This is a genomic window from Streptomyces lunaelactis (assembly GCF_003054555.1).
In the GTDB taxonomy this organism is placed as follows: Bacteria; Actinomycetota; Actinomycetes; order Streptomycetales; family Streptomycetaceae; genus Streptomyces; species Streptomyces lunaelactis.
In genome coordinates, this window is sequence record NZ_CP026304.1 from 1,177,846 (window position 1) to 1,190,815 (window position 12,970).

Consider the following 12,970-nt stretch of genomic DNA (forward strand, 5'->3'; position numbering starts at 1 on the left):
CGCGTACCACCCCGGGAGTACGCGGGGCTTTCACGGCTGCTCCCTCCTGCCGGGGCAGGAGCTGGACGACCCGGAGGCGGCGGCGATCCGGCTGCGCGAGTCCGGGAGCTCGGCGGGCGGGCGGTGGTCCAGTGGACTCCGTACGGGCTGGGGCGGGGGCCGCGACGCTCGTGGGGTCCTGGGCAGAACAGCTCACGGACCGGATGCTCGTACGGAATCCGGCCCGCGCCTACGCCGTCGGCTGATCCGCGTCCCGCTCCAGTCGGCGCCGGGTGAGCTCCTCGTGGATGAGACGTCCCACCAGCGCGCCGGCGTAGACGACGAAGCCGACGCCGACGAGCCAGGACTGGATCACCAGCACGGTCCCGAAGGGGCCGTAGGTGACGGCGTTCGACGCGATCAGCGGTGAGAAGACGAACTGGGAGAAGATCCGCAGGCCGAGCATGCACAGGGCCGACGTCACCGCTCCCGGCAGGAGGGCCCGCCAGCGGACCCGGCCGCCCAGCAGCAGCCGCTGCGACCACCAGAAGAACAGGAAGGTACCGATCAGGTCGGCCAGGGTGCCGAGGATCGTCCCCAGGACGGAGCCGGCCGGCGTGGGCGTGTTGACGAAGACCAGCAGAGCGAAGATGAGCACCGCGAGCCAGACGACATGGCGCCACATGGTGTGCCAGCGGGCCGTCGGCAGGTCCCAGACCTTTTCGTAGCCGGTCTGCACGGCCGATCCGAAGGTCAGTCCGAACGCGGCGACCGCGGCGAGGCCGAACGCCGTCGTGCGCTGGAGCGCCTCCACCGGCGCGCCGAAGAGCCGCTCGACCTCCTCCTGCGAGGCCGCCTCGACCCCCAGGGCCTGGGTAAGCCAGCGGGCGAAGCCCTGTCCGCTGGCCGGGTCCGCGGCCGCGACGACGATCAGCAGGGGGACGAGCGTGAGGAAGCCGAGCGCGGCGAAGCCCATGGCGCGGTGCATCAGTTCCATCTCGCGGCCGCGGTTCCAGGCGAGCCCTACGGGCGACGCGAGGATCCTGAGCCACAGGTCCTGGAGCCGGTGCGCGTGATGTGCCGCGCCGGAGGGCTTCCGGGTCATATGTCGTCGCCTACCCGCACGTGCTCCGCATGGCGTCCATCGTGCCCCGGGACGGGTGTTCGCGCCTTCGGACGTGCAGGGCGCGGGCGGCCCTGGGCAGCGTGCCGGTCGAGTCCGATGCGCCTGGTCCGCGTCAGGCGAGCGCGCCCAGGGGGTCGTCCAGGACCGGCTGCCACGCCAACTCCGCGGCCCCCACCAGGCTGTTGTGATCGAGCGTGCAGGCGAGGATCGGTACGCCGCCGCTGCGCCCCCACAGGCTGCGGTCGGCGACCACGGCGCGCAGCCGTTCGGGGTCGGCGTCGAGCAGTTCGCGGTGCAGCCCGCCGAGGATGATGCGGTCGGGGTTGAGGATGTTGACCAGCCCGGCGAGCCCGAGGCCGAGCCGGTCGATGAGCTCTTCGCCCGCGTTCCGTACGGCCTGGTCGTCGTACTCCCTGCGCAGCAGATCCGTGGACTGCTGCAGCAGCGAGACCTCGGGTCCCGGCTCGCGGCCCGCGGCGGTGAGGAAGGCGAGCGGGTCGGCCTCAACGTCGAGACAGCCGCGGCTGCCGCAGTGGCAGGCGCGGCCCTCGGGATTGACGGTGAGATGGCCGACCTCGAGGGCGAGGCCCGAACTGCCGGTGTGCAGACGGCCGTCGAGGACGAGCGCGCCGCCGACGCCGCGGTGGCCGGTGGCGACGCAGAGCAGGTGCTGGGCGCCGCGGCCCGCGCCGTGCCGGTGTTCGGCGAGCGCCGCGAGGTTGACATCGTTGCCGGTGAAGGCCGGGCCGTGGATGCCGGCCGCGCGTACCTGCTCGGCGAAGATGTCCCGTACGGGGGCTCCGGCCGGCCAGGCGAGGTGCAGGGGGTTGAGGGCGGTGCCCTCCGGCTCGGCGACGGCCGAGGGCACGGCGAGGCCGGCACCCACGCACCGCCGCCCGCTCGCGCGCAGCAGCACGGCACCGGCCTCGACGACCTCTCCGAGCACCTGCGCCGGGTCGGCCGAGACCGTGACACATCCGGGTGCGGTGGCGACCGTACGGCCGCCGAGCCCGACGAGAGCGGCGCGGAATCCGTCGGCGTGGACCTGCGCGGCGAGGACGACGGGGCCCGCGCCGTCGACGGAGAGGCGGTGCGAGGGGCGGCCCTGGGAGCCGGCGGCCGCACCGGGCCTTGAGTCGACCCGGATCAGCCCGAGCGCTTCGAGCTCGGCTGCCACCGCACCCGCGGTGGCCCGGGTGACGCCGAGCTCGGCGGTGAGTACGGCGCGGGTGGGCGCCCGCCCGGTATGAACCAGTTCCAGCGCGGGGCCGAGCGCGCTGCGGCCTCTCTCCAGCCTCGCCTTGGTGGTCGTCGCCTTGCCGTTCATGATGGCGAGTCTCCCATGATCCGGAGGTTGAGCAGCAGCTGATCCGGAGGTTGAGCAGCAGCCTTGTACGGATCGGGCCCGGACCCCTATCCTGAGTTTGTGCCGCACCTAAACAAACTACGGACGGCCGTTCCGGGGGTACCTGGCGAAAACATCGCCCCAGCCTCCCTGGCCCGGGCCCGTACCGCGCTGACCGTGTTCTTCGCCCTCGACGGCTTCGTCTTCGCCGGCTGGGTGGTCCGTATCCCCGCCATCAAGGAGCAGACCGGCTCCTCGGCGAGCGATCTGGGTCTCGCACTGCTCGGAGTTTCGGCGGGCGCGGTGGTGACGATGACGCTCACCGGCAGGCTCTGCCGCCGCTTCGGCAGCCACCCGGTGACCGTCGTCAGCGCCGTCCTGCTGGCACTGAGCATCGCGCTCCCGCCGCTGACCCACTCGGCGGCGGCCCTCGGTCTTGTGCTGCTGGTATTCGGAGCGGCGTACGGCGGGATCAATGTCGCCATGAACAGCGCGGCTGTCGATCTGGTCGCGGCCCTGCGGCGGCCGGTGATGCCCAGCTTCCACGCCGCGTTCAGCCTCGGCGGCATGATCGGCGCGGGCCTCGGCGGCCTGGTCGCCGGCGGCCTCTCCCCCACCGCGCATCTGCTCGCCCTCACCGGCATCGGCCTGCTGGTCACAGCCGTCGCCGGGCCCGTTCTGCTGCACCACCCGGTGACCGTCACCGAGCGCACAGCGGCCACGCCAAAGCCGCGCCGCCTCGAGGGCCGTACGCGCCAACTCGTCGTCCTCTTCGGCGTGATCGCGCTCTGCACGGCGTACGGGGAAGGTGCGATGGCCGACTGGGGCGCGCTCCATCTCGAGCAGGACCTGCACGCCCACCCCGGCATCGCCGCCGCCGGATACGCCCTCTTCGCGCTCACCATGACGGCCGGCCGGCTCTCCGGTACGGCCATGCTGCAGCGGCTCGGCCAGACCCGCACGCTGGTGGCGGGCGGTACGACGGCGGCGGCCGGCATGCTTCTCGGCGCGCTCGCGCCGACCGTGTGGCTCGCGCTGCTCGGCTTCGCCGTGACCGGCCTGGGTCTTGCGAACATCTTCCCGGTGGCGGTGGCCAGGGCGGGCGCGCTCGCCGGACCCGGCGGCGTCGCGGCCGCTTCGACCCTCGGCTACGGCGGGATGCTGCTCGGCCCGCCCGCGATCGGCTTCATCGCCGACTGGTTCTCGCTGCCTGTGGCACTGACCACGGTGGCGGCGCTGGCGGGCGGTGCGGCGCTCATCGGGTACGCGGCCCGGAACGCGTCGGCGCCCCAGGGAACCTGAGTAGGCGTACTCAGGCCGATCCCGCGCCCCGCCCACCCGCAGGGAGCCTGAACGCCCTGGCACAATCTCCGGCATGGAGACCGCTGAGCTGATCAAGTCCCTCCTCCGTGAGGGCCAGTTGCTGGCCACGGCCGCCGAGAAGGCCGGCCCTGACGCGAGCGTGCGCACCTGTCCGGGCTGGCAGGTGCGGGACCTCCTGCGGCACGTGGGCATGGTCCACCGCTGGGCGACCGCCTTCGTCACCGAGGGCTACACCACCTTCCATCCCGACGACGGCGAGCCCGATCTCGACGGGGACGAGCTGCTCGGGTGGTTCCGGGACGGACACGGTCTGCTGGTGGCCGCGCTCAGCGAGGCGTCGGCCGACCTGGAGTGCTGGACCTTTCTGCCCGCGTCCTCGCCGCTCGCGTTCTGGGCGAGGCGGCAGGCGCACGAGACGACCGTCCACCGCGTCGACGCCGAGTCGGCGCTCGGCGGGAAGCCCGGTCCGGTCGCCGCGGACTTCGCCGTGGACGGCATCGAAGAACTGCTGACGGGCTTCCACGGCCGCTCCCGGAGCAAGGTGCGCTCCGAGGCGCCGCTCGCACTGCGCCTGCGGCCGATCGACACGGACAACGTATGGACCGTGTGGGTGTCGACGGACGTGCCCCGCACGGAGCCGAGCGAAGAGGGGCCCGCGGACTGCGAGTTGAGCGGTACGGCGGAGCAGCTCTATCTGACGCTCTGGAACCGGCTGCCGCTGACCGACGTGTCCGTCACGGGCGACGCCAAGATCGCGAAGCTGTGGCGCGAGCTGTCCCCGGTCACCTAGGGCCTCTCGTTTGGATCGTGCCGGGCAGCATCCGCGAGAGCACCGCGCGCTGCAGCGGCCGCACTTCGGCATGGCGCGCCCGGCCCGCCTCGGTGAGCGCGACCCGCACACCCCGCCGGTCCTCGGGGCACATTCCGCGCGTGACAAGGCCGTCCTTCTCCAGCCGCGCGACCAGGCGGGACAGGGCGCTCTGGCTGAGATGGACCCGGGATGCCAGCTCCTGGACGCGGAAGGAGCAGTCGCCGCCCTCCGACGTATCTTCGGCGAGCACATCGAGGACCTCGAAGTCGCTGGCGCCGAGCCCGTGCTGATGCAGCTCCCGGTCGAGCTCGCAGATCGTACGAGCGTGCAGCGCGAGGACGTCCCGCCACTCGTCCACGAGCGCTCGCTCGGACTTCTTCGCTGCCATGACCGCACGTTAGCAGAAATGACGCACTTTGTTGCATCGGAATTAAATGCACTTGCATTCAATGCATGCGCATGTAGTGTCCTCCGCATGACCTCACCGCTCAACGTCCCCGCATCGCAGGAGCGCTGGAGCCCACGGCTGTGGGGCACGCTGCTCGTGCTCTGCGCCGCGATGTTCCTCGACGCCCTCGATGTCTCGATGGTCGGCGTCGCACTGCCCTCGATCGCCACCGATCTCGACCTGTCCACCTCGTCCCTGCAGTGGATCGTCAGCGGCTACATCCTCGGATACGGCGGCCTGCTGCTGCTCGGCGGTCGCGCGGCCGACCTGCTGGGCCGGCGGCGGGTCTTTCTCATCGCACTCGCCGTCTTCGCCCTCGCCTCACTGCTCGGCGGACTCGTCGACTCGGGACCGCTGCTGATCGCCAGCCGCTTCATCAAGGGCCTGAGCGCCGCGTTCACCGCGCCCGCCGGACTCTCGATCATCACCACGACCTTCAAGGAAGGCCCCCAGCGCAACCGCGCGCTGGCCATCTACACCACCTGCGCCGCCACCGGCTTCTCCATGGGCCTGGTGCTGTCCGGACTGCTCACCGAGGTGAGCTGGCGACTGACGATGCTGCTGCCCGCGCCCATCGCACTGATCGCGCTGATCGCCGGAGTCAAGCTGATTCCGCGGAGCAGCCGCGAGGACTCCGGGAAGGGGTACGACCTGCCGGGCGCCATCACCGGCACGGCCTCGATGCTGCTGCTCGTCTTCACCGTCGTCCAGGCCCCCGAGGTGGGCTGGGCCTCGGCCCGCACCCTGCTGTCATTCCTCGCCGTCGCCGTACTGCTCACCGTCTTCGTCACCATCGAACGGCGCAGCTCGCACCCGCTGATCCGGCTGGGTGTGCTGCGCTCGGGCAGCCAGATCCGGGCCAACGTCGGCGCCGCCTTCTTCTTCGGCTCCTACGTCGGTTTCCAGTTCCTCGTCACGCAGTACATGCAGTCCCTGCTCGGCTGGTCGGCGCTGCAGACAGCGCTCGCGTTCCTGCCGGCGGGCGCACTGGTGGCGCTCTCCTCGACGAAGATCGGCTCGGTCGTGGACCGGTTCGGCACGCCCCGCCTGATCGCCACCGGCTTCACACTGCTGGTGATCTCGTACGCGCTGTTCCTCCAGATCGACCTCACGCCGAGCTACGCCGTGGTGATCCTGCCGTCGATGCTGCTGCTCGGCGCGGCCTGCGCACTCGTCTTCCCCTCGCTCAACATCCAGGCCACCAACGGGGTGGAGGACCATGAACAGGGCATGGTCTCCGGCCTGTTGAACACCTCGATCCAGGTCGGCGGGGCGATCTTCCTGGCCGTGGTGACCGCGGTGATCACGGCGGGCGGCGCCGAGGGCGGCTCCCCGCAGGAGGTGCTCGACAGCTTCCGGCCGGGTCTCGTGGTGGTGACCGCGATCGCCCTCGCCGGACTGCTCATCACGCTGACCGGGCTGCGCACACGACCCGCTCAGCACACCGTCCTCGTCGCGAAGTCCGAGCCGTCCGGGTCCGGAGCGACTGTCGGCGAAGAGCCGGAGCGGGTGACGGTCGGCGACTGACCACACTCTGCTCACGAGGGGGGCGACGGCCGGGGCTTCTTGTCCGTCGGCCGTCGCCCTGTGACACTTCGGACATGGGGCGACGTACACAGGCTGAACGGGACGCGATCACGGTCGAGACCGGCTATGCACTCGCCAGTGGGTTCCTGGTCGGGGGGCTCACGTTCCTGGGGGTCGCGGGCCCGACGATGGTGTTCCCCATGCCACCCGCGGCCGAGCGCGGGCTGGTCGTCGGCGGCGCCGTGGCCGGCGCGGTCGTCTTCGTCCTGCGCGTCGTGACCGTGCTGTGGCGCTTTCCCCGTACGCCCCCTCAGCCGAGCCAGCCGGGCCGCACCAGCCCCGACTCATAGGCCAGCACGACGAGTTGGGCCCGGTCGCGGGCGCCGAGCTTCACCATCGTGCGGCTCACATGCGTCTTGGCGGTGAGCGGGCTGACGACCAGCCGGCGGGCGATCTCGTCGTTGGAGAGGCCGATGCCGACCAGGGCCATCACCTCCCGCTCCCGTTCGGTGAGTTCGCCGAGACCCGCCGCGTCCGTGGGGGCCTTGGAGCGGGCCGCGAACTCCGCGATCAGGCGGCGCGTCACTCCGGGAGACAGCAGCGCGTCCCCCTCGACCACCGCCCGTACCGCACGCAGCAGTTCCTCCGGCTCGGTGTCCTTCACCAGGAAGCCCGAGGCACCGGAGCGGATCGCCTCGAAAACGTACTCGTCGAGCTCGAAGGTGGTGAGCATGACCACCTTCACTCCGTTCAGCCGCTCGTCCCCGGTGATCCGGCGGGTGGCGGCGAGACCGTCGAGCCGCGGCATGCGGATGTCCATCAGCACCACATCGGGGCTCAGTTCGCGCACCAGCCGCACCGCCTCCTCCCCGTCGGCCGCCTCGCCCGCCACCTCGATGTCCCGCTGAGCGTCGAGCAGCGCCCTGAATCCTGCCCTGACCAGCAGCTGGTCGTCGGCGAGCAGTACGCGGATCACATCGTCTCCTTCGGCTGCACGGGGAAGTCGGCCCGTACCCGGAAGCCACCGTCCGGGCGCGGACCGGCCTCGATCGTGCCACCGAGTGCGGCGGCCCGCTCCCGCATTCCGACGAGGCCGTTGCCGCTGCCGCCCGCGTCCGAGCCGGTGGCGGGTCCTTCGTCGTCGATCCGGAGACCGAGCCGGCCGGGCGCGTAGGCGATCCGTACCCGCGCGGTGCGCGAGCCCGAGTGCCGTACGACATTCGTGAGGGCTTCCTGCACGATCCGGAAGGCGGCGAGATCCGTGCCGGGCGGAAGCCCGATCCGCTCGCCCTCCGTCTCGACCTCGACGCTCAGACCGGCGCTCGCGGCCTGCTCGATGAGTTCGGGGAGCCGGTCGAGTCCCGGGGCGGGCGCGCGGGGGGCGTCTCCCGGCGTACGCAGTGTGTCCAGGACCTGCCGGACCTCGCCCAGCGCCTCCTTGCTCGCCGCCTTGATGGTGGTGAGCGCGGAACGGGCCTGCTCGGGGTTGGAGTCCAGCAGTGCGAGGCCCACGCCCGCCTGGACGTTGATGACCGAGATGGAGTGCGCGAGGACGTCGTGCAGTTCGCGGGCGATCCGCAGCCGCTCCTCGTCGGCGCGGCGCTTCTCGGCGGCAGCGCGCTCCACGCGCTCGCGGGCCCAGACCTCACGTCGTACGCGTACGAGCTCCGAGGCCGCGAGGATCGCCACCACCCAGGCGGCGATGACCAGTTCCTGCCCCCACGGCGCGGCGTCGTCCTTGCCGGGTGGCAGATATTCGTAGAGCCAGTGGGCGATCAGCAGATGGCCCAGCCAGAGCCCGCCGACGGCCCACCAGGCGGCGCGCCGGTGTCCGGAGACGACAGCGGCGAAGGCGCCCACGGCGACGGTGATGAAGACGGGACCGTAGGGATAGCCCGCGCCGATGTAGACGAGCGCCACCGCCGAGACGCCGAAGACCGAGACGACCGGCCGGCGGTTGCGCAGCAGAAGCAGCGCCGGGCCCGCCAGCAACAGCAGCCGCGCGAAGGCGTCGACCGACTCGCGATCCGGCTGGTTCTCCCCCGCGAAACCCGTGCCCACCATGACGAACACGGCCAGGACGATCGCCGACGGCCAGGGCACCCTGGCGGCGTTCCGCCGTGCCTCCCAATGACGCATCCGCGGTGACCCGCCGCCCCGTGCCCAGGGGGGACCACCGCAGATGCGGGTGCGCTGCTCTTCCATAACGGCAACGCTAGACCGGGGCCGGGCACCAGGGCGTCAGCCGAGCGTGGCGATCACACGTACTCCCTGCGCAGTACGGGGTCGGCCGCCGACGCCTGCTCCGTCAGGGTCCGGCGATGTTGCCGGAGTGTGTGCCTCCGGTGTGACGCGGCCGGAGGCCGACCTCGTACACCAGGCGGTTCGCAGCCTGGGCGAAGAACACGTCCCGCTCCTCGACGACCCGGTTGAACTGGCCGAAGAGCTCGAAGGAGAGGAGGCCGAAGAGCTGCGCCCAGGCGGCCACCAGGGAAACGACAACGGCGGGTGGCAGGTCGGGGGCGACAACGGCAGTGAGCCTGTGGGCTTCGGCGCGCAGCTCCTCGGCGAGCGGCGGCAGCGCGATACCGTCGGAACGGTGGGCGTCGCGGGCTACCGAGATCAGTGCGAGGCCGACGCGGGACGCGGGTCCGACAGTGTCCATGGGTGCGGTGTAGCCGGGGACCGGGGAGCCGTAGATCAGCGCGTACTCATGGGGGTGGGCGAGGGCCCAGGTGCGTACCGCCGAGCAGATCGCGGTCCAGCGGGCGGGGTGGTCGAGAGGGTCGGGGGCGGCGGCGAGCGCGGTCTCGGCCGCGGCGCCGACGGCGTCGTACGCGTCGACGATGAGGGCGGTCAGCAGCTCGTCGCGGCTCGGGAAGTAGCGGTAGAGGGCGGAGGACACCATGCCCAGCTCACGGGCGACGGCGCGCAGGGAGAGCTTGGCCGCGCCCTCGGCCGCGAGCTGTTTGCGAGCCTCGTCCTTGATGGCTGCGGTGACTTCGATACGGGCCCGTTCCCTGGCCCCTCGGATCGTGGTCATGGAGTGCAGTCTTTCACGCTTCGGAGCAGTGCCCAACAACGAGAGCACCGCTCTTGCTTTGGATCACCGATTCGGTGCACACTGCTCTTGAGCGAGAGCAGTGCTCTCTCAATCGAAGGGGACACCATGTCGCAGGCGCACTACATCCGGCCCGGCCGCTTCGACAACATCGTCAACGGCAGCGTCGCCTGGCTCGCCCGCCGCGGTATCAGCCTCATGGGCACGGCCGAGCTCTCCGTGCGCGGCCGCACCAGCGGCGAATGGCGGCGTATCCCGGTCAACCCGCTCCCCTACGAGGGCGGCCCGTACCTGATCTCCGCCCGCGGCCACTCCCAGTGGGTCCGCAATCTGCGCGCCGCGGGCGGCGGACAGCTCCAAGTCGGCCGTAAGATCCAGCAGTTCACCGCGGTGGAGCTGCCCGACGATGAGAAGCCCACCCTGCTGCGCACCTACCTCAAGCGCTGGGGCTGGGAGGTCGGCCGGTTCTTCGGCGACGTCAACGCGAAGTCGACGGACGAGGAACTGCTCGCCGCGGCGCACAGGCACCCCGTCTTCCGGATCACCGTGACCAAGTGAGCCGCACAGACGACCCGGACTTCCCCGCACCGCTTAGCCACGCCGGTCCATCATCTCCAGCGCCCGCCGCGCCACCCCGTGCGTACGCACCAGCCCGGCCAGCGTCGTCGATCCGCGGGTGATGTCCGCGAACGCCTTCCACGCGGGCCGAAGACCGGTGAGCGCCGCATGGAACAGCCCGGGACGGCGCTCGAAGAGCGCGAGCATCCGCCGCCCGATCCCCATCTCCACACCCAGTCCCGCCTTGATCGCGAACGCGTAGTTCAGCGCCTGCCGACGGGCGTCCACGGCGTCATGGGCCTCCGAGATCCGTACCGCCCACTCCCCCGCGAGCCGCCCCGACCGCAGCGCGAAGGAGATCCCTTCCCGGGTCCACGGCTCCAGCAGCCCTGCCGCGTCCCCGCACACCAGCACCCGCCCGCGCGACAGCGGCGAGTCGTCGCTGCGGCACCGGGTCAGATGCCCCGAGGAGATCGCCGGCTCGAATCCGGCGAGCCCCAGCCGGGCGATGAAGTCCTCCAGATAGCGCTTGGTAGCCGCGCCCTCGCCGCGCGCCGAGATCACTCCCACGGTCAGCGTCCGCCCCTTGGGGAACACCCAGCCGTAACTCCCGGGCATCGGCCCCCAGTCGATGAGCACCCGCCCCGCCCAGTCCTCCGCCACGGTCGCCGGCACCGGGATCTCCGCCTCGAGGCCGAGGTCCACCTGGTCGAGCTTCACCCCGACGTGTGCCCCTATCCGGCCGGCGCTGCCGTCCGCGCCGACCACCGCCCGCGCCAGCACGGTCTCGCCGTCCGCGAGCACCACGGCGACCGTGCGCCGGTCCGGGACGGCAGGTCCGTGCTGCTCGACCCGGGAGACGGCCGCGCCGGTCCGCAGTACGGCGCCCGCCTTCTGCGCCGCCTCCACCAGACCGGCGTCGAACTCCGGGCGGTTGATCAGTCCGAAGAGCATCCGCTTGGAGCGGCGGGTGCGGGTGAGCTTGCCGTTCAGCGAGAAGGTGACAGCGTGTACGCGGTCCTGCAGCGGCAGTTCGAAGCCGGGCGGGAGGCTGTCGCGGGAGGGGCCGATGATCCCTCCCCCGCAGGTCTTGTAGCGCGGCAGTTCGGCCTTCTCCAGCAGCAGCACCTGGCGGCCGGCGGCCGCCGCCGCATAGGCCGCCGAAGCCCCCGCGGGCCCGCCGCCGACCACGACGACGTCCCACACCGGATCGCCGTGCTCACGTGCCGCCTCTGCCCCGGCTTCTGCGTTCTCGCTGCTCACGATGTGCTTCTGCTCCCGATCCGACGCATGACCCCTGCTCTCGACGGCATCCTACGGCGCGGCCGGGTCCCGCCCGCTGTGGGAGGATCGGCCACACATTCGCCGTACACACACCACATAACGTCGCACCCACGAGGAGCGTGCCCATGACCGCCGATCCGATAGCCGAGACCATTGCCTCATTGATGCCCCGCGCCAAGGCGGAGTTGACGGAGCTGGTGGCCTTCCAGTCGGTGGCGGACGAGGCCGTGGCGCCGAGGAGCGAGTGCGAGGCCGCCGCGAACTGGGTGGCCGAGGCGCTGCGCAGCGAGGGTTTCCCGGAGGTCGCACTGCTCGACACCCCCGACGGTTCGCAGTCGGTGTACGGCCTGCTGCCCGGACCGGAGGGTGCGCCGACCGTTCTGCTGTACGCGCACTACGACGTGCAGCCCAAGCTGGACGAGTCCGCGTGGGTGACCCCGCCCTTCGAGCTGACCGAGCGGAACGGCCGCTGGTACGGGCGCGGTGCCGCCGACTGCAAGGGCGGCTTCATCATGCATCTGCTCGCGCTGCGCGCCCTCAAGGCGAACGGCGGCCTCCCGGTCTCCGTGAAGGTGATCGTGGAGGGCTCGGAAGAGCAGGGCACGGGCGGTCTCGAGCAGTACGCCGAGGCGCACCCGGAGCTGCTGACGGCCGACGCCATCGTGATCGGCGACACCGGGAACTTCCGGGTCGGTCTGCCGACGGTGACGTCGACGCTGCGCGGCATGACGATGATCCGGGTCCGGATCGACACCCTTGAGGGCAATCTCCATTCGGGCCAGTTCGGCGGCGCCGCCCCCGATGCGCTGGCCGCGCTCATCCGCGTACTGGACTCGCTGCGTGCCGAGGACGGCTCGACGGTGATCGACGGACTCCCGGCGCAGGCCGCGTGGGACGGACTGCAGTACCCCGAGGCCGAGTTCCGCACGGACGCCAAGGTCCTCGACGGTGTCGGGCTGCCCGGCAACGGCACGGTCGCCGACCGCATCTGGGCGCGCCCCGCGGTCACCGTGGTCGGCATCGACTGCCAGCCGGTGGCCGGCGCGACACCGTCCATCCCGGCGAGCGCCCGGGCCCAGATCAGCCTGCGGGTGCCGCCCGGCCAGGACGCGACCGAGGCGACCGAGCTGCTGTTCGCGCACATCCAGAAGCACACCCCGTGGAACGCCCGGGTCTCCTTCGAGCAGGTCGGCCAGGGCCAGCCGTTCCAGGCGGACATCTCCAGCCCGGCGTACACCTCGATGGCCCAGGCGATGCGCGTCGCCTACCCGGGCGAGGAGATGCAGTCCTCGGGCATGGGCGGCTCGATCCCGCTGTGCAACACGCTCGCCTCGCTCTACCCCGACGCGGAGATCCTGCTGATCGGCCTGAGCGAGCCCGAGGCGCAGATCCACGCGGTGAACGAGAGTGTGTCGCCCGAGGAGCTGGAGCGGCTGTCCGTGGCCGAGGCGCTCTTCCTGGTCAACTACGCCGAGTCCAAGAAGGCCTGAGGCCCGCTGGGCCGGCGT

13 protein-coding genes are annotated in these 12,970 nt (G+C 71.6%); 6 read left to right on the forward strand and 7 right to left on the reverse strand.

Going from position 1 to position 12,970, the window contains the following annotated elements:
- Positions 1-229: 229 nt before the first annotated feature.
- Positions 230-1,084 (reverse strand): YhjD/YihY/BrkB family envelope integrity protein, encoded by an 855-nt coding sequence (locus tag SLUN_RS05030; RefSeq protein WP_108147337.1) that lies wholly within the window; start codon positions 1,082-1,084, stop codon positions 230-232.
- A gap of 133 nt (positions 1,085-1,217) precedes the next feature.
- Positions 1,218-2,432: an ROK family protein gene (locus SLUN_RS05035; RefSeq protein WP_108147338.1), complete on the reverse strand. Its 1,215-nt coding sequence runs from the start codon at positions 2,430-2,432 to the stop codon at positions 1,218-1,220.
- A gap of 99 nt (positions 2,433-2,531) precedes the next feature.
- Here SLUN_RS05035 and SLUN_RS05040 point away from each other — a divergent pair, with 99 nt between their 5' ends.
- Both SLUN_RS05040 and SLUN_RS05045 read left to right on the forward strand, forming a co-directional pair.
- The gene (locus tag SLUN_RS05040; protein ID WP_108147339.1) at positions 2,532-3,752 is read left to right on the forward strand and encodes an MFS transporter; all 1,221 of its coding nucleotides are present in this window, start codon (positions 2,532-2,534) and stop codon (positions 3,750-3,752) included.
- A 73-nt stretch (positions 3,753-3,825) separates the two neighbouring features.
- Positions 3,826-4,563: a maleylpyruvate isomerase family mycothiol-dependent enzyme gene (locus SLUN_RS05045; RefSeq protein WP_108147340.1), complete on the forward strand. Its 738-nt coding sequence runs from the start codon at positions 3,826-3,828 to the stop codon at positions 4,561-4,563.
- On the opposite strand, the gene SLUN_RS05050 is transcribed toward SLUN_RS05045, so the two are convergent.
- Complete coding sequence (locus SLUN_RS05050) at positions 4,556-4,972, reverse strand: MarR family winged helix-turn-helix transcriptional regulator (RefSeq protein WP_108147341.1); 417 nt, start codon at positions 4,970-4,972, stop codon at positions 4,556-4,558. The genes SLUN_RS05045 and SLUN_RS05050 overlap by 8 nt on opposite strands.
- Before the next feature lie 87 nt (positions 4,973-5,059).
- Here SLUN_RS05050 and SLUN_RS05055 point away from each other — a divergent pair, with 87 nt between their 5' ends.
- Both SLUN_RS05055 and SLUN_RS05060 read left to right on the forward strand, forming a co-directional pair.
- The gene (locus SLUN_RS05055; protein ID WP_108147342.1) at positions 5,060-6,559 is read left to right on the forward strand and encodes an MFS transporter; all 1,500 of its coding nucleotides are present in this window, start codon (positions 5,060-5,062) and stop codon (positions 6,557-6,559) included.
- A gap of 74 nt (positions 6,560-6,633) precedes the next feature.
- Positions 6,634-6,909, forward strand: a complete 276-nt coding sequence (locus SLUN_RS05060; protein WP_108147343.1) for a DUF6332 family protein — start codon at positions 6,634-6,636, stop codon at positions 6,907-6,909.
- On the opposite strand, the gene SLUN_RS05065 is transcribed toward SLUN_RS05060, so the two are convergent.
- From SLUN_RS05065 to SLUN_RS05075, 3 genes are all read right to left on the reverse strand, one after another.
- Positions 6,870-7,535 carry a response regulator transcription factor gene (locus SLUN_RS05065; protein WP_108147344.1) on the reverse strand — a complete coding sequence of 222 codons (666 nt, stop codon included), beginning with the start codon at positions 7,533-7,535 and terminating at the stop codon, positions 6,870-6,872. The two genes, SLUN_RS05060 and SLUN_RS05065, sit on opposite strands and share 40 nt — an antisense overlap.
- A complete protein-coding gene (locus tag SLUN_RS05070) occupies positions 7,532-8,764 on the reverse strand; it encodes a sensor histidine kinase (protein WP_108147345.1) in 1,233 nt (410 codons plus the stop codon). The genes SLUN_RS05065 and SLUN_RS05070 overlap by 4 nt, the downstream gene beginning before the upstream one ends.
- A gap of 103 nt (positions 8,765-8,867) precedes the next feature.
- Positions 8,868-9,602, reverse strand: coding sequence for a TetR/AcrR family transcriptional regulator (locus tag SLUN_RS05075; protein ID WP_108147346.1), 735 nt, complete (start codon positions 9,600-9,602; stop codon positions 8,868-8,870).
- Between the two features lie 126 nt (positions 9,603-9,728).
- Here SLUN_RS05075 and SLUN_RS05080 point away from each other — a divergent pair, with 126 nt between their 5' ends.
- Positions 9,729-10,178 (forward strand): nitroreductase family deazaflavin-dependent oxidoreductase, encoded by a 450-nt coding sequence (locus SLUN_RS05080; protein ID WP_108147347.1) that lies wholly within the window; start codon positions 9,729-9,731, stop codon positions 10,176-10,178.
- Positions 10,179-10,211: 33 nt separating this feature from the next.
- Here the strand turns inward: SLUN_RS05080 and SLUN_RS05085 are convergent, their stop codons facing one another.
- Positions 10,212-11,441: a geranylgeranyl reductase family protein gene (locus SLUN_RS05085; protein WP_108147348.1), complete on the reverse strand. Its 1,230-nt coding sequence runs from the start codon at positions 11,439-11,441 to the stop codon at positions 10,212-10,214.
- Positions 11,442-11,587: 146 nt separating this feature from the next.
- Between SLUN_RS05085 and SLUN_RS05090 the strand changes: the two genes are divergently transcribed.
- Positions 11,588-12,952, forward strand: a complete 1,365-nt coding sequence (locus SLUN_RS05090) for a dipeptidase (RefSeq protein WP_108147349.1) — start codon at positions 11,588-11,590, stop codon at positions 12,950-12,952.
- Positions 12,953-12,970: the final 18 nt, after the last annotated feature.